This is a genomic window from Pseudomonas sp. NUPR-002 (assembly GCF_056322725.1).
Window position 1 is genome coordinate 1,524,499 of sequence record NZ_CM150476.1, and the last position, 19,328, is coordinate 1,543,826.

General features: G+C 62.1%; 16 protein-coding genes and 1 pseudogene. 5 read left to right on the forward strand and 12 right to left on the reverse strand.

Features of this window, described 5'->3' with window-relative positions:
- Positions 1-90 precede the first annotated feature (90 nt).
- Together ACVWSC_RS07070 and ACVWSC_RS07075 are read left to right on the forward strand one after the other, a co-directional pair.
- Positions 91-1,122, forward strand: a pseudogene (locus ACVWSC_RS07070) (HAMP domain-containing protein); the annotation flags it as partial.
- A gap of 93 nt (positions 1,123-1,215) precedes the next feature.
- Positions 1,216-1,980, forward strand: a complete 765-nt coding sequence (locus ACVWSC_RS07075; RefSeq protein WP_442114266.1) for a methyl-accepting chemotaxis protein — start codon at positions 1,216-1,218, stop codon at positions 1,978-1,980.
- Between the two features lie 118 nt (positions 1,981-2,098).
- Here ACVWSC_RS07075 and ACVWSC_RS07080 read toward each other — a convergent pair whose 3' ends face one another.
- The 11 genes from ACVWSC_RS07080 to ACVWSC_RS07130 form a co-directional block, all read right to left on the reverse strand.
- A complete protein-coding gene (locus tag ACVWSC_RS07080; RefSeq protein WP_442112688.1) occupies positions 2,099-3,085 on the reverse strand; it encodes an amidohydrolase family protein in 987 nt (328 codons plus the stop codon).
- Entirely contained in the window at positions 3,082-3,654 is a 573-nt protein-coding gene (locus ACVWSC_RS07085) for a 3-hydroxyanthranilate 3,4-dioxygenase (RefSeq protein ID WP_442112690.1), read from the reverse strand. The genes ACVWSC_RS07080 and ACVWSC_RS07085 overlap by 4 nt, the downstream gene beginning before the upstream one ends.
- Positions 3,655-3,664: 10 nt before the next feature.
- Positions 3,665-4,090, reverse strand: coding sequence for a RidA family protein (locus tag ACVWSC_RS07090; RefSeq protein WP_442112692.1), 426 nt, complete (start codon positions 4,088-4,090; stop codon positions 3,665-3,667).
- Positions 4,091-4,114: 24 nt separating this feature from the next.
- Entirely contained in the window at positions 4,115-4,885 is a 771-nt protein-coding gene (locus ACVWSC_RS07095) for a 2-keto-4-pentenoate hydratase (protein WP_442112694.1), read from the reverse strand.
- Positions 4,882-5,910, reverse strand: a complete 1,029-nt coding sequence (gene dmpG / locus ACVWSC_RS07100) for a 4-hydroxy-2-oxovalerate aldolase (RefSeq protein WP_442112696.1) — start codon at positions 5,908-5,910, stop codon at positions 4,882-4,884. Before dmpG ends, ACVWSC_RS07095 begins: the two co-directional genes overlap by 4 nt.
- A 10-nt stretch (positions 5,911-5,920) precedes the next feature.
- Complete coding sequence (locus ACVWSC_RS07105; protein ID WP_442112698.1) at positions 5,921-6,859, reverse strand: acetaldehyde dehydrogenase (acetylating); 939 nt, start codon at positions 6,857-6,859, stop codon at positions 5,921-5,923.
- A gap of 11 nt (positions 6,860-6,870) precedes the next feature.
- A complete protein-coding gene (gene mhpD / locus ACVWSC_RS07110; RefSeq protein WP_442112700.1) occupies positions 6,871-7,683 on the reverse strand; it encodes a 2-keto-4-pentenoate hydratase in 813 nt (270 codons plus the stop codon).
- 14 nt (positions 7,684-7,697) lie between these two features.
- Positions 7,698-9,164, reverse strand: coding sequence for a 2-hydroxymuconic semialdehyde dehydrogenase (locus ACVWSC_RS07115; RefSeq protein WP_442112702.1), 1,467 nt, complete (start codon positions 9,162-9,164; stop codon positions 7,698-7,700).
- A 104-nt stretch (positions 9,165-9,268) separates the two neighbouring features.
- On the reverse strand, positions 9,269-10,231 hold the full coding sequence (locus ACVWSC_RS07120; RefSeq protein WP_442112704.1) for a LysR substrate-binding domain-containing protein: 963 nt from the start codon (positions 10,229-10,231) through the stop codon (positions 9,269-9,271).
- Positions 10,232-10,465: 234 nt separating this feature from the next.
- Entirely contained in the window at positions 10,466-11,713 is a 1,248-nt protein-coding gene (locus tag ACVWSC_RS07125) for a ribonucleotide-diphosphate reductase subunit beta (protein ID WP_442112706.1), read from the reverse strand.
- A 210-nt stretch (positions 11,714-11,923) separates the two neighbouring features.
- Entirely contained in the window at positions 11,924-14,806 is a 2,883-nt protein-coding gene (locus ACVWSC_RS07130; protein ID WP_442112708.1) for a ribonucleoside-diphosphate reductase subunit alpha, read from the reverse strand.
- A 780-nt stretch (positions 14,807-15,586) separates the two neighbouring features.
- On the opposite strand from ACVWSC_RS07130, the gene ACVWSC_RS07135 reads away from it, so the two are divergent.
- From ACVWSC_RS07135 to fhuF, 3 genes are read left to right on the forward strand one after another with little or no spacing between them, the layout of a single operon-like run.
- On the forward strand, positions 15,587-16,309 hold the full coding sequence (locus ACVWSC_RS07135; RefSeq protein ID WP_442112710.1) for a response regulator: 723 nt from the start codon (positions 15,587-15,589) through the stop codon (positions 16,307-16,309).
- Positions 16,306-17,922 (forward strand): ATP-binding protein, encoded by a 1,617-nt coding sequence (locus ACVWSC_RS07140; RefSeq protein ID WP_442112712.1) that lies wholly within the window; start codon positions 16,306-16,308, stop codon positions 17,920-17,922. The genes ACVWSC_RS07135 and ACVWSC_RS07140 overlap by 4 nt, the downstream gene beginning before the upstream one ends.
- Positions 17,919-18,467 carry a siderophore-iron reductase FhuF gene (fhuF, locus tag ACVWSC_RS07145; protein WP_442112714.1) on the forward strand — a complete coding sequence of 183 codons (549 nt, stop codon included), beginning with the start codon at positions 17,919-17,921 and terminating at the stop codon, positions 18,465-18,467. The genes ACVWSC_RS07140 and fhuF overlap by 4 nt, the downstream gene beginning before the upstream one ends.
- A 3-nt stretch (positions 18,468-18,470) precedes the next feature.
- Here fhuF and ACVWSC_RS07150 read toward each other — a convergent pair whose 3' ends face one another.
- Positions 18,471-19,172 carry a 4'-phosphopantetheinyl transferase family protein gene (locus ACVWSC_RS07150; protein WP_442112716.1) on the reverse strand — a complete coding sequence of 234 codons (702 nt, stop codon included), beginning with the start codon at positions 19,170-19,172 and terminating at the stop codon, positions 18,471-18,473.
- Positions 19,173-19,328 lie beyond the last annotated feature (156 nt).

The window sequence follows — 19,328 nt, forward strand, 5'->3', positions numbered from 1 at the left end:
CCCCGCATCCCCGGCAGTGGCCGGGGATGCGCCTTTCTTACCGGGTTGGGCGGCCGGTCGAGCGTCCAGCCTTCTGACCGGAAGCCTCCCATGAACCGCTCCTTCGGTTTTGGCAGCAAGTTGCTGCTGGCCACCTCACTGCTGGTGGTCACCAGCTTCAGCGTATTCACACTGTATAACGATGCACATCTGCAGACCGCGCTCGGACACACGTTGGAGAGCCGCTTGCACAATGCTGGGCGGCAAGCCGCCAATACCGTGCAGCTCTGGCTGGGCGGGCGCCTGACACTGATCGAGCAGGCCGCGCAGGGCATTACCCAGCAGGGTGTCGAGCACGATGCCAGCAATCACCTGGCACTGCAGGTGATGCGCGACAGTTTCGTCCATGCCTACCTGGGGCGAGCCGATGGTACCTTCCAGATGTCGTCGGACGATCCACCTCCGGAGGGTTACGACCCGCGGCTGCGACCCTGGTACGTGGCCACCCGCAATAGCCAAGGCACGGTTGTTACCGAGCCGTATCAGGATGCAACCGCTAGCCAATTGATGTTGACCATCGCCGTTCCGCTCAGGCAACAGGAGCATTTACTGGGCGTGGTGGGCGGTGACCTGAGCCTGGCGACCCTGGTAAAAATCATCAATTCCCTGGATTTCGACGGCATAGGCTACGCCTTCCTGGTCAGCGCCGACGGCAAAGTGTTGGTGCATCCGGAGCAGGACAAGGTGATGAAGCACCTGCGTGACCTGTACCAGCAAGACACGCTGTTACCGAGCGCCGACTTGCGCGAAGTTGAATCCGCTGAAGGCACGCGCATCCTGACCTTCTCGCCAGTACACGGTTTGCCGACGGTGGACTGGTACGTGGGCATCTCGGTGGACAAAGACAAGGCCTACGCCATGCTCAGCGAGTTCCGCACCTCGGCGCTCATCGCCACGCTGGTGACCGTCGTTTGCATCATCCTCCTGCTGAGCATGCTTATCCGCGTGCTGATGCAGCCACTGCGCACCATGGGCCGCGCCATGCAGGACATCGCCGAGGGCGAGGGCGATCTCACCAAGCGCCTGGCGATACAGGCCAAGGATGAGTTCGGCGAACTGGCCGAGGCCTTCAACCGCTTCGTTGCGCGCATTCACGGCTCGATCAGCGAGGTGTCTTCGGCAACCCGCCAGCTCAACGATCTGGCCAAACGGCTGGTCGATGCGTCCAACTCGTCGATGGTCAATTCCGACGAGCAGGCCAACCGCACCCACAGCGTCGCCGCTGCGATCAACGAACTGGGAGCCGCAGCTCAAGAGATCGCTCGCAACGCCGCCGATGCTTCGCGTCAGGCTTCTGATGCTCGCCAGCAGGCTGAAGGTGGTCGTCAGGTGGTCGACTGTACCCTCACCGCGATGCATGAGCTGTCGGCAAAGATCAGCAGCTCCTGCGTCAACATCGAGCAACTCAACAGCAAGACGGTGAACATTGGCCAGATCCTCGAGGTGATCAAAGGCATCTCTGAGCAGACCAACCTGCTGGCCCTCAACGCCGCCATCGAAGCCGCCCGTGCCGGCGAGGCGGGTCGTGGTTTCGCCGTAGTCGCCGATGAGGTGCGCGGTTTGGCGCAACGCACGCGGGAGTCTGCGCAAGAAATCCACTCGATGATCGATGAACTGCAAGTCGGTGCGCGTGAGGCGGTGACTGCCATGGTCGAGAGCCAGCGCTATAGCGAGCAGAGCGTGGAAATCGGCAACAAGGCTGGGGAGCGCCTTGGCAACGTGACTCAGCATATCGTTGAGATCGATGCGATGAATCAGTCGGTAGCCACCGCTACCGAGGAGCAGACCGCGGTGGTCGATTCGTTGAACCTGGACATCAGCGCAATCAACATCCTCAACCAAGGTGGTGTGGAGAACCTGCGTACCACCCTGGGCGCTTGCGCTGAGCTGGAGCGCCAGGCCAGGCGCTTGCAACAACTGGTCGGCAGTTTTCGGGTCTGATGTTGTGGCTGCAAGCTGCAAGCTGCAAGCTTCAAGTATTCCGTAAAGAACCATAAAAAAGCCCCGTATCCGATCAGGGATACGGGGCTAAAAGGCCAAGTGGCCGGAACAAAAGAATTCAGAGACTGAAGAACTCTCGGGCGTTTCCGCCAGCAATACGACGCTTGTCGCTTTCAGACAATGACGGGTGCTCCAGGACGCCAGCGCCGATCTGCTGCTCCCCAAGCGGAAACGGTGCATCGGAGCCCAGCATCACACGATCGGTCCCCATCACATCAACCAGCAGCTTGAGCGAGCGCTGGTCGAAGACTGCGGAGTCGACGTAGAAGCGTTTGACATAGCTGGAGGGCAGGTTGGGGCAGTCTTCGCGGACAATGTCGCGGTGCAGCCATGCGTTGTCGACACGGCCAAGCAGGAACGCGAAGCCACCACCACCGTGAGCGAAACAAAGGCGCAGGGACTCGGGCAGGGTTTCGAAGGCGCCTGAGAGAATCAGCGAGAGGATGCCGAGCTGGGTTTCTGCCGGCATGGCGACCAGCCAGGGCAGCATCCACTTCTTCATGCGCTCGCGGCCCATCATGTCCCACGGATGCACCAGCAGAGGGATGTTCTCGCTGGCGCAGTGGTGGAGGAATGTCACCAGGCCATCGTGATCAAGGTCGTGCTCGCCGACGTGGTTGCCGATTTGCACACCGATGTGCCCACAGGCCTTGGCGCGGCTGGCCTCGCGACAGGCGGCGTCAATGTCCTGCAGCGGCACCTGGGCCAGCACCTTGAGGCGCTCAGGGGCGTGGGCAGCCATTTCCACTGCGCGGTCATTCATCAGTTGCGCCCAGGGCAGGGCGCGTGCAATGGGCTGGTCGTAGCCGAACATCACCGGAGTGGCGCACATCACTTGAATGTCCAAGCCTTGCTCGTCGAGGTGTTCGAGGCGACGCACCGGGTCCCAGAGTACGTCGTGCACCGGGCGGAAGGGCTTGTTGCCAATCATGATCTGCCCGCTGCGGCCTTCGGTATGCAGCCATGGCGCGCGTTCGGGGCTCAGCCGGGCGGCTTCTTCCTGGCTAATGAGGGGGAAAAAGTGCGAATGGATATCAATTTTCATGCGGGGTGGAACTCCTGGAGTGTCTGGTGCCAGGTTTGCCAATCTCGGCCGGGATGGACCTCACCGCATTCCAAGCAGCGGCGCTCTTCATCTGTGGTGGCGTAGAAACGCTCGTACACCGGTGGCAGGTCGGTAACGATACTTTCCAGTTGCATCTCGTAGCGCTTGGTCAGCTGGCCGCAGCGGGCGCAAGACCATTGCAATGCGTCATACAGCCCGGCGGGGCGCTGGCGCTCGATCACCAGGCACAGGCTGCCGGGCTCGGGGCGCTGGGGCGAATGGATGACATGCGGCGCCATCAGGTAGATGTCGCCTTCCTTCAGGTACACCCGCTCATAGTTGCCCCGGTCCCAGATGTTCAGGTAGGCGTTGCCCTTGAATTGGTAGAAAAACTCTTCCACCGGGTCGTCGTGAAAATCGGTGCGCTGGTTGGGGCCGCCGACCACGGTGACCATGAAGTCGCTGCCATGCCAGATCTGCTGGTTACCTACCGGAGGCTTGAGCAGGTGGGCGTGGTCTTCGATCCAGCGATTGAAGTTGAACGGCGGGCTGAAGTGATGCTTGTTCATTATTATTATCTCAACGTGAACGGGGCGCGTAGGCGACGGCTTTGATCTCGATGCGCAGGTGCGGGTGCGGCAGTTGGTGTACGGCGACGGTGGTACGGGTCGGCCCGGTTTCGTCGAAGTACTCGGCATAGACTTGGTTGTATCCACCGAAGTCGTTTATATCGACCAGGAAGGTACTGATCTCCACCAGGTTGTCGAGGCTGGCGTTCTCGCTGGCGAGAATGTCACGTATGTTTTCGATGACCGCGCGGGTTTGTGCGCGGATGTCCAGGTTGGTGGTGCCCATCTCATCGACTTCGACACCGACGAAGCTGTTGTCCGGGCGACGCGAGCTGGTGCCGGAGACAAACAGGAAGTCGCCGGCACGTTTTATGTGGGGGAAGCGGCCGCGAGGCTTGGCCTTGCCGGCGACGACGGTGGCGCGGTTGTCACTCATGATGCGGTTCCTTATGCGGTTGGGTCAGGGGCGCAGGCTGAAGCTGCTTTCGCCCAGACCCTGGATTTCGACGCTGACGTGCATGCCCGGGCGCAGCGCTTCGGCGGCAGTGGCGGCACCGGCCATTACCAGGCTGCCGGCCGGCAGCACCCGTTCGGCGTCGTGCAGCAAGCGCGAGGCTTGCACCAGGCTACGCAGTGGCTGGCCGAGGATCGCGGCGGTGGAGCCGACCTGTACGGCGCGGCCGTCCAGGCGCATCACCACACCGGCGTTGGCCAGCGCGGAGAAATCTCGCGACCAGGGGCCGACGGTCAGGCCGGAGGAGGAGCAGTTGTCCGCCACCACGTCCTCCAGGCTGAACTTGAACGCTTGGTAGCGCGAATCGATGATTTCCAGCGCCGGAGCGCATGCCTCTACATAGTCCGCCGCTTCCAGCAAGGTCAGCGGGCGGTCGATATCTCGGCGCGTGAGGAAACAGATTTCCGGTTCGGCGCGCGGGTGGATGTAGCGCGCCAGATCGACCAGGCCGCCGTCTTCCTCCAGCATGGCATCGGTGAGCCAGCCCCAGATCAGGCTGTCAACGCCCATCTGGATCATCTTGGCGCGGCTGGTGAAGCCCAGCTTGATGCCGATGCAGCGCTCGCCATCGTCGTAGCGGCGCTGCATGGAAGCACGCTGGATGCGGTAGGCGTCATCCAGCGAGAAGGGCGTTTCAACGCTGAACTGCGCCAGCGGTTGGGCGCGCCGTGCCGCTTGGTCGAGCGCGGTGGCGATGCGGGCGATATCGGTGCTCATGGACGGATCTCCGGGCGCTGGGCCAACAGGTCGAGGGCGACGTCAACAATCATGTCTTCCTGGCCGCCGACCATGCGGCGTTTGCCCAGTTCGACGAGGATGTCGAGGGTCTTCAGACCGTACTTGGCGGCGGCCACTTCGGCGTGGCGCAGGAAGCTGGAATAGACCCCGGCATAGCCGAGGCCGAGGGTTTCGCGGTCGACTCGTACCGGGCGGTCCTGCAGCGGGCGCACGAGGTCGTCGGCAGCGTCCATCAGGCGATACAGGTCGGTGCCGTGGTTCCAACCCAGGCGATCCGCGGCGGCGATAAACACTTCCAGCGGAGCATTCCCGGCGCCGGCGCCCATGCCGGCCAGGCTGGCGTCGATGCGGTCGCAGCCTTCCTCTACCGCAACGATGGAGTTGGCCACACCGAGGGACAGGTTATGGTGGGCGTGCATGCCGGTCTGGGTCTCGGGTTTGAGAAGCGCCTTGAAGGCACGCATGCGGTCGCGGATGTCGTTCATGTTCATGGCACCGCCAGAGTCGGCCATGTAGATGCACTGCGCACCGTAGCGCTCCATCAGTTGTCCCTGCCTGGCCAACTCTTCGGCCGGAATCATGTGGCTCATCATCAGGAAGCCGACGGTGTCCATGCCGAGCGAGCGGGCGTACTCGATGTGCTGCTTGGCGACGTCCGCTTCGGTGCAGTGAGTGGCCACCCGCACCGAGCGAGCGCCGGCATCGTAGGCGGCTTTCAGGTCGTGCACGGTGCCGATGCCAGGGAGCAGCAACACGGTGAGCTGGGCGTGCTCGATCACATCGGCCGCGGCTTCGATCCACTGCAGGTCGGTGTGAGCGCCGAAGCCGTAGTTGAAAGACGAGCCCTGCAGGCCGTCGCCGTGTGTCACTTCGATGGAGTCGACGTGGGCCTGGTCGAGGGCGCGGGCGATGGCCTGGACCTGTTCGAGGCTGTACTGGTGGCGGATCGCATGGCTGCCGTCACGCAGGGTCACGTCGGAGATATACAGCTTCTTGCCGTTCATGGGGCGTTCCTCAGGCGTTCAGCAACGATTGCGCCATGCGCTCGGCGGTGGCCAGCGCGGCGGAGGTCATGATGTCGAGGTTGCCGGCGTATGCCGGCAGGTAATGGGCAGCGCCTTCCACCTCGAGGAAAATCGAGGTCTTCAGCCCGCTGAATCGTCCGTGGCCGGGGATGTTCAGCGGCGTGGACTCGGGGATTAGGTCGAATTGCACTTTCTGCTTCAGGCGGTACCCCGGCACGTAGGCCTGCACGGCGACGGCCATTTCCTCCACGCTGGACTGGATGCGGGCCTGGTCGGCGGCCTCGGACAGCACGAATACGGTGTCGCGCATCATCACTGGCGGTTCGGCCGGGTTCATGACAATGATCGCCTTGCCCTTGGCGGCACCCCCTATCACCTCAATGGCCTTGCTGGTGGTCTCGGTGAATTCGTCGATGTTGGCGCGGGTACCTGGGCCGGCGGATTTGCTGGCAATCGAGGCGACGATTTCGGCGTAGTGCACCCTGGCTACTCTCGACACGGCCGCCACCATCGGGATAGTCGCCTGGCCACCGCAGGTGACCATGTTGACGTTAAGTGCCTGCAGGTGCTGCTCCAGGTTAACCACCGGCACGCAATAGGGGCCGATAGCAGCCGGGGTCAGGTCGATCAGGCGCAGGCTGGGCTTGTGGCTGCGCAGCAAGGCGTCGTTCTTCACGTGGGCACCGGCGCTGGTGGCATCGAAGACGAAGTCGATCTCGTTGAAGACTGGCAGGCGGGTCAGGCCCTCGACCCCTTCATGGGTGGTGGGCACGCCCATTCGTGCTGCACGCGCCAGACCGTCTGACGCCGGGTCGATACCGACCATGGCGCCCATTTCCAGATACTGTGCGTTGCGCATTACCTTGATCATCAGGTCGGTGCCGATGTTGCCGGAGCCGACGATGGCGACTTTGAGTTTCTTGCTCATGGGGGCTCCTCTTAACACCGGTTGGCAAAGGTGGCGCTGACGCTGCCCAGGCCCTGAATGTGGGCGGTGAACTGATCGCCCGGCTGGGCCGCGACCATCGGGCCGAGCGCCCCGGTAAGCAGGATGTCGCCGGCTCGCAGCGGCTCGCCGAGTCGAGCCATGGTGTCGGCGAGCCAGACGGCTGCGTTCAGCGGGTTGCCCAGGCAGGCAGCGCCAGCACCGACGGACACCGGCTCACCGCGTAGGGTCATGCTCATGCCACAGCGCACCAGATCCAACTGGTCCAGCTTCACTGCACGGGTACCGAGCACGAACAGGCCGGACGAAGCGTTGTCGGCGATGGTGTCGACCAGCGTGATGTCCCAGTTGGCAATGCGGCTGCCGACCACTTCGATCGCCGGCAGGGCAAAGGCGGTAGCGCGGATCAGGTCGGCCACGGTATGGCGTTCATGGGGAAGATCGTGCTCCAGCACCAGGGCGATCTCGGCCTCGACCTTGGGCTGGGCGCAATCGGCCCAGGCGATTGGTTGGTCGTCGTTGCGGGCCATGTCGGCCAGCAGCAGTCCGAAGTCCGGTTGGTCGACCCCCAGCTGGGCTTGCACCGCCGGGTTGGTCAGGCCGATCTTGCGGCCCACCGGGCGGCGCCCGGCGGCCAGCGCGAGCTGGTTGTTGTGACGTTGCACGGCGTAGGCCAGGGCTATTGCCTCGGCATTCGGTTCATCAGCCTGGGCGACGGCGATGAACTCGCGAATCGGCGGGCAGGGCTGGCCGCTCAGCTGCGCCTGGCGCAGGAGATCGGCGGCTTCGAGGAGGACGGCATGCATGGGAGTACTCCTGCTCAGGCGTTGACGCAAATGGTGGTGGCTTCCGAGTAGAAGTCCAGAGAGTGACGGCCACCCTCGCGACCCAGGCCGGAGAGTCGCGCACCGCCGAAGGGCGTGCGCAGGTCACGAAGGAACCAGGTGTTGACCCACACCATGCCGACGCGCAGCTGGCGGGACACCTTGTGGGCGCGCTTGAGATTGGTCGTCCAGACGGCGGCGGCGAGGCCATAGGCGGAGTCGTTGACACGACGGATCACTTCCTCGTCGCGGTCGAACGGGGCGACGTGGCAGACCGGGCCGAAGACTTCCTCACGCACACAGTGGGCGTCATCGGGCAGGTCAGTCCAGATGGTTGGCTGCACATAGGCGCCATTGTCTCGGGCATCGCCGAAGTGTGGCACGCCGCCACCGGTGACGACTGTAGCGCCCTCGCGGCGGGCCAGTTCAAAGTAGCCCAGAACCTTGTCACGGTGCTGGTGGGAGATCAGCGAGCCCATGTTGACGCCGTCCTCGTCCGGGTAACCGATCTTGAGCTTTTCCGTGCCCTCCTTGAGGGCAGCGACAAAGCGTTCGTAGATTGGCCGTTCGACGTAGACCCGCTCCGAGCAGAGGCATACCTGGCCGGCGTTGGTGAAGCTGGAGCGCAGCACGCCGGCGACGGCAGCGTCGAAGTCGCAGTCGGCGAAGACTACGGCAGCGTTCTTGCCACCCAGTTCGAACGATACCTCGCGCACGCCCTCGGCGGCCGCTTTCATGATGGTGGCGCCGGTGCGCGACTCACCGGTGAACGTAATGGCGTCGACATCGGGGTGACGGGTGAGGAACTCGCCGGCCGAGTTCGGTCCAAAACCATGCACCAAGTTGAACACGCCCGCTGGCACGCCGGCTTCCAGCATGACTTCGGCCAGCAGGGTGGCGGTGGTGGGCGAGTCTTCCGAGGGTTTGACCACTACCGAGTTGCCACAGGCCAGCGCAGGCGCCACCTTCCAGGTGAGCAGCAGCATCGGCAGGTTCCAGGGCGAAATAATGGCGACGACGCCGTGAGGCTTGCGCACCGTGTAGCTGAAGACATCGCTGTCATCGGCGGTACGCATCTCGAAGTACTCGCCGCCGGCCTGGCGAATCAGTTCGGCGAACGTGCGAAAGTTGTGAACACCGCGGGCGATATCCAGGGTCCGGGCCTGCTGTACGGGGCGGCCGGTATCGGCCACCTCCGCCGCGACGAATTCCTCGAAGCGGCGCTCGATGCCTTCGGCGATGCGCAGCAGGACGTCAGCTCGCTGGCTGGCACTGTAGCTGGCCCAGGGACCCTCCTGGGCAGCTTTGGCCGCAGTGACTGCACTATCCACCAGTGCCGCGTCGGCCTTGCAGACCCGGGCCAGGGTGCGACCGTCGATGGGAGACACCTTGTCAAAGGTCGAGGCGGTCGCCACGAACTTTCCGTTCACGAAGTGGCACAGCAGGGGCAAGGGATTGGGCACGGTAACCTCCGATTCTTGGATTTTCGGAGGAGTCTATGGGGTCTTCCTATAAGCGAGTAATGAAAGAATTGCCGTCAGGTATTAGCAAATGGAATTTCTGGCGGTTAGCCTTGCAGTTCGCCATGTTGCTCTTGGGCAGCCTGCTCGAGGCACTCGCGGAACAGCCGGGCTGCCGGCCCCAGCTCGCGGTTGCGCGTTTGGAAGTAGCCGATGTCGCCGAATTGCAGGTGGGTACCCAGGTCCAGGGTGGTCAGCAGTCCGGCTCCGGTAAATTGCCGGGTCGCTTCCAGCGGCATAACGGCGACGGTTTGCTGGTCCTGCATCAGGCTGATGTTGGTGAGAATCGATAAGGACTCGACCACGTTCGGTGGTGCCGTCAGTCCGGCGTCGTCGAACAGGCTATCGACGGTGCGGCGGAGCAACGAATCGCGCGTTGGCAGTACCCAGGGATACTCGAGCAGGGCCTTGAGGTTGACCGGGTTCTGGCCAACTAGCGGGTGATTCGCGCCAGCGACGACGGATAACTCCTCACCATAGAGCACTTGCGCCTCCAACTGTGACGATTCCTGGTACCAACGCCAGTCGTCTGGTACACGCCCCACCACCAGGTCGACCTCGCCCACGGACAGGGCCGGGAACAACTGGTCCATCTGGCCGACCCGCAGTGATACCAGCACCTTGGGTGCTCGTTGTTTGAGCAGTTGCAGGGCACGCGGTAGCAGCGAGCTGGATGCGGAGATCAGGGTGCCAACCAGCACATGTCCCGAGGTGCCTTCCTGGTAGGCATTGACCTCGTCCGTCAGTGAGCGCAGTTCGGCAAGCAGCGATTTGCTACGCCGCACTACCAGTTCGCCCAATGGTGTGGCTCTGACACCCCGGTTACCACGGACCAGCAACGGTGCATCGAAGTAGGATTCCAGCTCGTGGATGATCTTGGTGACCGCAGGTTGGGTCAGGCTCAGTGCCTGGGCAGCGCGTAGCAAGGAGCCGCTCTGCAGGACCTGGTCGAATACCATCAACTGGTAGAACTTGAGTTTGCGCGCAACTGACAGGTGAGTGAACTGCATGCTTGACCTTCGAATGACGGGCTTGTGAGGCGCAGCATTGCACAATAGCTGCAGCTTGAAGCTTGAATCTTTTGCGTACCCGCTCGTTCAGATGACGCTCACAGTTCGCAAAGCCAACCCTTCACCGGGCATTCCGTGAAGAGCCAAAAAAAAACCACCTCAGCGTGTGGCTGAGGTGGCTCAGTTTCTTAGGCTACGGGTTCAGCTGATCGTGAACGCCTGCGGAGCAAGGAATCAATCCCAGCTCAACGCACCACCAGTCTGATACTCGATAACCCGCGTCTCGAAGAAGTTCTTCTCTTTCTTCAAGTCCATGATTTCGCTCATCCATGGGAACGGGTTGGTGGTACCTGGGTACTCTTCCTTCAAGCCGATCTGCGACAGGCGACGGTTGGCGATGAACTTGAGGTAGTCCTCCATCATCGCTGCGTTCATGCCCAGTACGCCGCGCGGCATGGTGTCGCGTGCGTATTCGATTTCCAGCTGGGTGCCCTGCAGAATCATCTGCGAGGCTTCTTCTTTCATTTCGGCATCCCACAGGTGCGGGTTTTCGATCTTGATCTGGTTGATCACGTCGATACCGAAGTTCAGGTGCATGGATTCGTCACGCAGGATGTACTGGAACTGCTCGGCAACGCCGGTCATCTTGTTGCGGCGGCCCATCGACAGGATCTGGGTGAAACCGCAGTAGAAGAAGATGCCTTCCAGAACGCAGTAGTAGGCGATCAGGTTGCGCAGCAGTTCTTTGTCGGTTTCGACGGTGCCGGTGTTGAACTCCGGATCCGAGATCGCACGGGTGTAGCTCAGGCCCCAGGCGGCTTTTTTCGCGACCGACGGGATCTCGTGGTACATGTTGAAGATCTCGCCTTCATCCATGCCCAGCGATTCGATGCAGTACTGGTAGGCGTGGGTGTGGATCGCCTCTTCGAAGGCCTGGCGCAGGATGTACTGGCGGCATTCCGGGTTGGTGATCAAACGGTACACGGCCAGGGCGAGGTTGTTGGCAACCAGCGAGTCGGCGGTGGAGAAGAAGCCGAGGTTACGCATGACGATGCGGCGCTCGTCGTCGGTCAGGCCTTCCGGGCTCTTCCACAGGGCGATGTCCGCGGTCATGTTGACCTCTTGCGGCATCCAGTGGTTGGCGCAGCCGTCGAGGTACTTCTGCCAGGCCCAATCGTACTTGAAGGGCACCAGCTGGTTGAGGTCGGCGCGGCAGTTGATCATGCGCTTTTCATCAACCGCGACGCGGGCGGAAGAGCCTTCCAGCTCAGCCAGGCCTTCGGCGATGTCGAGTTTGTCCAGGGCGGCCTTGGCGCGCTTGACGGCTTCCGAGTCATCGGCGGTCACGGCGCGGGCTTCCAGGGCGGCTACGCCACCGGCGTTGTCCAGCTTGTCGATACCAGCGGCAGCGGCTTGAGTGGCAGTGGCGCCTTTGGCAGCTTCTTCGCTGTCGTCTTTATCGAATTCGTCCCAGCTCAGCATGGTGGGTCTCCTGCTTGAGGGCCATATTCAGTATGGCCGGTGGATCTTGGTTGCGGTGCTTGCGGTTAGGTACGGCGGTGCACGCAAAAACTTGGAATGCTTCCGGGAGCGGGGCTCCGCGGAGGAGGTCAGGGTGGGCCCTGACCTTCTTCTTTGTACTGTGGGAGGGGACTTATCGCGGGGCAAGCCCGCTCCCACAGGGAGACTGCCTTATTGGCAGGCTTCGCAATCCGGCTCGTCGATCGCGCAGGCCTTCGGCACTGGCGCTGGGCCTGCTGCCTGGACCGGGGCGCTGTCGCCACCGCTGGACACGGCGTTGAGCTTGCCGGTGTTGATGGTCGACTTCTCGGTGCTGGTCGCCGCCAGGGCACGGAGGTAGTAGGTGGTTTTCAGACCACGGTACCAGGCCATGCGGTAGGTGACGTCGAGTTTCTTGCCCGAAGCACCAGCGATGTACAGGTTCAGCGACTGCGCCTGGTCGATCCACTTCTGACGGCGGCTGGCAGCGTCGACGATCCACTTGGTCTCGACTTCGAACGCGGTGGCGTAGAGGTCTTTGAGCTCCTGCGGAATACGCTCGATCTGTTGTACCGAACCGTCGTAGTACTTCAGGTCGTTGATCATGACCGCGTCCCACAGGCCGCGGGCCTTGAGGTCGCGAACCAGGTACGGGTTGATCACGGTGAATTCGCCCGACAGGTTCGATTTCACGTACAGGTTCTGGTAGGTCGGCTCGATGGACTGCGATACGCCGGTGATGTTGGCGATGGTCGCGGTCGGCGCGATGGCCATGATGTTCGAGTTACGAATACCTTTCTGTACGCGAGCACGGACCGGTGCCCAGTCCAGGGTTTCGTTCAGGTCGACGTCGATGTACTTCTGGCCACGGGCTTCGATCAGGATCTGTTGCGAATCCAGCGGCAGGATGCCTTTGGACCACAGCGAGCCCTGGAAGGTCTCGTAGGCGCCACGCTCGTCGGCCAGGTCACAGGAGGCCTGGATGGCGAAGTAGCTGACCGCTTCCATCGACTTGTCGGCGAACTCGACGGCAGCGTCGGAACCGTAAGGGATGTGCTGCAGGTACAGCGCGTCCTGGAAGCCCATGATGCCCAGGCCAACCGGACGGTGCTTGAAGTTCGAGTTGCGCGCTTGTGGTACCGAGTAGTAGTTGATGTCGATTACGTTATCGAGCATGCGTACGGCGGTGTTCACGGTGCGTTGCAGCTTGGCGGTGTCCAGCTTGCCGTCAACGATGTGGTTCGGCAGGTTGATCGAGCCCAGGTTGCAGACGGCGATCTCGTCCTTGTTGGTGTTCAGGGTGATCTCGGTGCACAGGTTCGAGCTGTGGACCACGCCCACGTGCTGCTGCGGGCTACGCAGGTTGCACGGATCCTTGAAGGTCAACCATGGGTGGCCGGTCTCGAACAGCATCGAGAGCATTTTGCGCCACAGGTCTTTGGCCTGGATGGTTTTGAACACCTTGATCTTGTTGTACTCGGTCAGGGCTTCGTAGTACTCGTAGCGCTCTTCGAAGGCCTTGCCGGTCAGGTCGTGCAGATCAGGTACTTCGTTCGGCGAGAACAGGGTCCACTTGCCGTCATCGAAGACACGCTTCATGAACAGGTCAGGGATCCAGTTGGCGGTGTTCATGTCGTGGGTACGACGACGGTCATCACCGGTGTTCTTGCGCAGTTCGATGAATTCTTCGATGTCCAGGTGCCAGGTTTCCAGGTAGGCACACACAGCGCCTTTGCGCTTGCCACCCTGGTTAACGGCAACGGCGGTGTCGTTGACCACTTTCAGGAACGGTACGACGCCCTGGGATTTACCGTTGGTGCCTTTGATGTAGGAGCCCAGTGCACGCACAGGGGTCCAGTCGTTGCCCAGGCCACCGGCGAATTTCGACAGCATGGCGTTGTCGTGGATCGCGTGGTAGATGCCCGACAGGTCATCCGGAACGGTGGTCAGGTAGCAGCTCGACAGCTGTGGACGCAGGGTACCGGCGTTGAACAGGGTCGGGGTCGAAGCCATGTAGTCGAAGGACGACAGCAGGTTGTAGAACTCGATCGCACGGGCTTCTTTGTCTTTTTCTTCCAGCGCCAGGCCCATGGCCACACGCATGAAGAACACCTGAGGCAGCTCGAAGCGCACGCCATCCTTGTGGATGAAGTAACGGTCGTACAGGGTCTGCAGGCCCAGGTAGGTGAACTGCTGGTCGCGCTCGTGGTTGATTGCCTTGCCCAGTTTTTCCAGGTCGAAGTCGGCCAGGGCAGGGTTCAGCAGTTCGAATTCGACGCCTTTGGCGACGTAGGCCGGCAGGGCCTTGGCGTACAACTCGGCCATTTCGTGGTGGGTGGCGCTGTCGGCCACGCCGAGGAAGCCCAGGCCTTCGGCACGCAGGGTGTCCATCAGCAGGCGGGCGGTGACGAACGAGTAGTTCGGCTCACGCTCAACCAGGGTACGGGCGGTCATCACCAGGGCGGTGTTGACGTCTTTGATGGCCACGCCGTCGTAGAGGTTCTTCAGGGTTTCGCGCTGGATCAGGTCGCCATCGACTTCGGCCAGGCCTTCGCAGGCCTCGGAGATGATGGTGTTCAGGCGGTTCATGTCCAGCGGCGCGAGGCTGCCGTCGGCCAGGGTGATGCGGATGCTTGGGTGCGGCTGCACGTTGCTGTCTTCGGCGTGGACGCGGGTCGCACGCTCTTTGGCGCGCTGGTCACGGTAGATCACGTAGTCGCGGGCGACTTTTTGCTCACCGGCACGCATCAGGGCCAGTTCGACCTGGTCCTGGATTTCTTCGATGTGGATGGTGCCGCCCGAAGGCATGCGACGCTTGAAGGTTGCAGTGACTTGTTCGGTCAGACGGGCAACGGTGTCGTGGATGCGCGACGAGGCAGCAGCGGTGCCGCCTTCAACTGCGAGGAACGCCTTGGTGATGGCCACGGTGATCTTGTCGTCGGTGTAGGCGACGACAGTGCCATTGCGCTTGATCACACGCAGTTGGCCTGGGGCGGTAGCAGCCAGATCCTGGTTCGAATCAGCGGCCTGCGGCGCCTTGGCCTGCGGGTTCTCGCGAGTTGTGTCGGTTTGCATGGGTGTCTCCACGTTCTCTAAGTTTGTTTAGGCGCCTTGTGGGCGCCAACCGTTCCGTCCGAAAGCTCAACAACCGACGCCGATGGCACACAAGAGCACGGCGCTCTGGCATGCCGACCAGGTCGGGCATACTCACTTCGGGACAGATCAGGAAAAAAGGGGCAATCGTTTGCCGCTCCCTGGCCGAAGTCAAAGGTTCTGAATCCACGACTCAAAACTGTTGCTGTCAGGTGTGCCGATGGCTTGCAACACCCGTACCCGAAACAACACCCTCCGAGGGTTTGCATCGGTCGCCTCCGCAGGAGCGGTTTGGCTGCTGATTCCGTTTAAAGTTCAGGCAAAAAAGCACCGTTTAAGGGCTTGAGTTCTTTGCTTGACTTGTGCTTGGGATTTGCTTCAAACCCCAAGATGTAGTGTTTTGTTTCAATGGGGATACAAGATAATGCGGTCTCGGGGGTATTGCAAGTTGGTGCTCTGTGGATAACTTGTGCGTAGTTTGTGAGTGATTTTCGCCAACGCCTTGTAGGCCGCGTCTTAGCGCCAGATGACCGTCCGTCACCCTTTTTTCACTGACAGCGGTTATCCAGGTGGAATTTTTCGGGCGCGCACCCTACCACAAATCTGTAGGCCTTCCGAGCATTCTGCGTTGTGCTGTATCAGCGCTGCTGGCGACGGTTGGCAGGCGTCGGTGCCCGACGTAGTATCCGGGGCCGGTGTTGCCTTTTGGTGCAGCAATATTCAAGGCACGCTTTCAATAACAACAAGCCGTCGAGGTGAGCCGTGGAGCAGCAGCGCAGTCAGGTATTGATCGTCGAGGATGACCAGCGTCTGGCCGATCTGACCCGCGAGTACCTGCAGGCCAACGGCTTTGACGTCGGGGTCGAGGGCGATGGTGGCAAGGCCGCAGCACGGATCATTGCCGAGCAGCCGGACCTGGTGATTCTCGACCTGATGCTGCCCAATGAAGACGGCTTGAGTATCTGTCGTAAGGTGCGCCAGCAGTTCGCCGGGCCGATCCTGATGCTCACCGCTCGTAGCGACGACCTGGATCAAGTCCAGGGCCTGGATCAGGGCGCCGACGACTATGTTTGCAAGCCAGTGCGGCCACGGCTGTTGCTGGCGCGGATCAACGCGCTGCTGCGGCGCACCGAACCTGCGCCCAGCGAACCGGCTCAATGCCTGGAGTTCGGGCCGCTGCGGGTAGACAACAGCTTGCGCGAAGCCTGGCTGCGCGATGAGCGCATCGACCTGACCAGCGCCGAGTTCGACTTACTCTGGTTGTTGGTCAGCAACGCCGGGCGGATTCTCTCCCGTGAGGAGATCTTCACGTCGTTGCGTGGGGTCGGCTATGACGGCCAGGACCGCTCCATCGATGTGCGTATTTCCAGGATTCGCCCGCGAATTGGCGACGACCCGGAGCACCCCCGGATGATCAAGACCATCCGCAGCAAAGGCTATCTGTTCGTACGCGAGGCAGCCGAGGCCATGGGCCAGGCGCGATGAATTCGATTTTCCTGCGCATCTACGGCGGCATGCTCGCCGCGCTGGTGCTGGTGGCGGTGTTGGGGGCGCTGAGTGTGCACCTGCTCAACGAGGTGCGTGCCGACCAGTACCGCGAGCGTCTGGCGCATGGCACCTTTACCTTGATGGCTGACAACCTGGTGCCGCTGGGCGAGCTTGAGCGCAAGCGCACCTTGTTGATCTGGGGGCGCTTGCTGGGGATTCCGCTGCAACTGCAGAGCATGGCGGTGGCCGGTGTCGATGGTGGCCAGCGCAGTCAATTGCAGCGCGGCCTGGTGCTGGTGGAAAAGACCGGCCCGCATGCAGCCAAAGTCATGCGCCAAATTGGTACAGAAGACCTGCTGCTGACCGGCGAAGTGGAGCAGATCAGCGAGCAATTGGCGCGAGCGACTATTTACCTGTTGGTCGATGAACTGGTTCGCTACCCGATTGGAGAACAACCGCGACGGCTCGCCGAGCTGAAAAAGAACAAAGGTTTTGGTTTTGACCTGAGTCTGCGTCGTCTGGAACAGACCGACATGGACGACGACCAGCGGCGGCGTGTCGATGAAGGCGACACAGTGATGGCGCTGGGCAAGGATGGTGACTCGATCCGCGTAGTGGCTGGCCTGGCCGGCACGCCCTGGGTGCTGGAGATCGGCCCGCTGTACCAGATGAACCCCTATCCACCGCAGTTGCTGGCGCTGATTGCGCTGCTGGGGCTGTGCCTGATTGGCTTGATCGTGTATCTGCTGGTGCGCCAGTTGGAGCGGCGCCTGTCCGGCCTGGAAACTGCCGCCACGCGCATTGCCCAGGGCAGCCTGGATACCCGCGTGGCGGCGGATGACGCCGATTCGGTCGGACGCCTGGCCGCCGCCTTCAATGGCATGGCCGAACACTTGCAGCGTTCGCTGGCGATTCAGCGTGAGCTGGTACGCGCGGTGTCCCATGAACTGCGCACACCGGTAGCGCGCTTGCGTTTCGGTCTGGAAATGATTGCCAGCGCCCGCGATGACCAAGCCCGTGAAAAGTACCTGCTGGGCATGGACGGCGATATCCAGGACCTGGACAAGCTGGTCGATGAAATGCTCACCTACGCCCGCCTGGAACACGGCGCACCGGCGTTGAATTTTCAGCGTGTCGACCTCGACGCCTTGCTGGATCAGGTGATTGCTGAGCTGGCGCCGCTGCGCCGCGACGTCAGGGTGGTGCGCGGGCCGTGCCAGGTGGAAGAGGCAGGCGGCGAGGCGCAGGAGCATTGGGTCGAGGCCGAGCCGCGTTACCTGCACCGCGCCCTGCAGAACCTGGTGAGCAATGCCATGCGCCATGCTGAATCACAGGTCAGCCTCAGCTATCAGTTGGGTGTACAGCGTTGCCGGATCGACGTCGATGATGATGGCCCGGGCATCCCGGAAAATGTCTGGGACCGCATCTTTACCCCCTTTACCCGCCTGGATGACAGCCGTACCCGTGCCTCCGGCGGGCATGGCCTGGGCTTGTCGATTGTGCGTCGGATCATCTATTGGCATAACGGGCGGGCGCTGGTCGGGCACAGCGAGCGCCTGGGCGGCGCGTGTTTCAGCTTGAGCTGGCCGCGTACTCAGAGCGCGCCATGAGCACCACGCTGTCGCTACCGCAGTTGCTGCAACAGGCCCGTTTCGAACCTTTGCTGCTTGAGCTGTATGGCCCTGAGCTGATGCCTGCGCAACAGCCGGTACTGGTGTCGCAGTGGTCCAAGTATTACTTCGCGACGGTCTGGCAGATGTTGCTGAGCGGTGCAGTGCTGCCGGTGTTCGATGCCACCGAGGTCACCCTCGACCGCCGCGGCCTGCCGCAAGCGCTGAGCGGGCAGGACGCTGCTTGCCAAGGACTGGAAGCGATCATGGTGTCTCATCTGCAGCCGCTGGTGGCGCGTCTGGCGGCGCTGGGCCCGTTGATGCCTCGGGTGCTCTGGGGCAATGCCGGCGATTGCCTGGATCAGGCGTTGCAGCGTGCCGACGCTGATACCGGTGAATTGGCGCGCTTGCTGAGCTCAGTCGATAGCCCGTTGTATGCGGCCGTCAGCCTGGATGCCTCAGGTCGGCGCCGACGCCGCAGCTGTTGCCTGAGCTACAAGGTGGAATGGGTGGGGCATTGCGAGCACTGCCCATTGCTCGACTGAACCTCAGACGCTGACCAGGCTGAGCAACTGCTCATCCTGCAGGCAAAACTGCCCCTCAAGTTCCCGTCCTTTATGCCACTGCGCCGACAGATCGGTGAGCAGGCGCAGGCGCGCATGACCGTCGGCGGTCCACGCCAGCACTTCGGCATGCTCGAAGTAGAAACGCTGCTGGACGATAGGGTAGAGGGCCTTGAACAGGCTTTCCTTGAGGGAAAAGGTCAGGGTGACGGTCAAGCCCAGCTGGCTGGCATCCATCCTGGCCAATTCCGCTTCAGTGAGGATTTCCCGCGCCAGGCGTTCGGCGCGTTCGTCGCTGAGCAGGCATTCCTGATCCAGCCCCAGCCCCTGACAGTCACTGCTGTGTGCCACCACGGCGGCGGCCCAGCCTTTGCCATGGGTGATCGAACCACTGATGCCGACCGGCCAGATTGGCGAGCGATCTTCGTGGGTACCGGGCACGTATTCACGGCCATCCAGGCGTTGTAGCGCCGCACGTGCACACACACGTCCAGCCAGGTATTCGGCCTGACGCTTGGCGACCGAGCGTTGCAGGCTTGGCGTTTGCTCGATGCCCGCGCGGGCGAAATCGTCGCTGGCCAGCAAGGCCGGATCGAACGGGCAACTGACCAACACCGCCCCTGGAACCGGGCGCGGCAGGGGCCAATGGTGCAGCAGCGGGGCACAACAGGTGGGGAGTGGCTTCATGCGCGCCATTGTGCCATAGGACAGAACCGGTAGGAGCGGGCTTGCCCCGCGATTGCGGTGTGTCAGTGGAATCGAATCGCGGGGCAAGCCCGCTCCTACCAGGTTGTTCAGCTCAGGTTCAGCGAGGGTTCAGCGGTCGTTCAGGCAGTTTTCCTT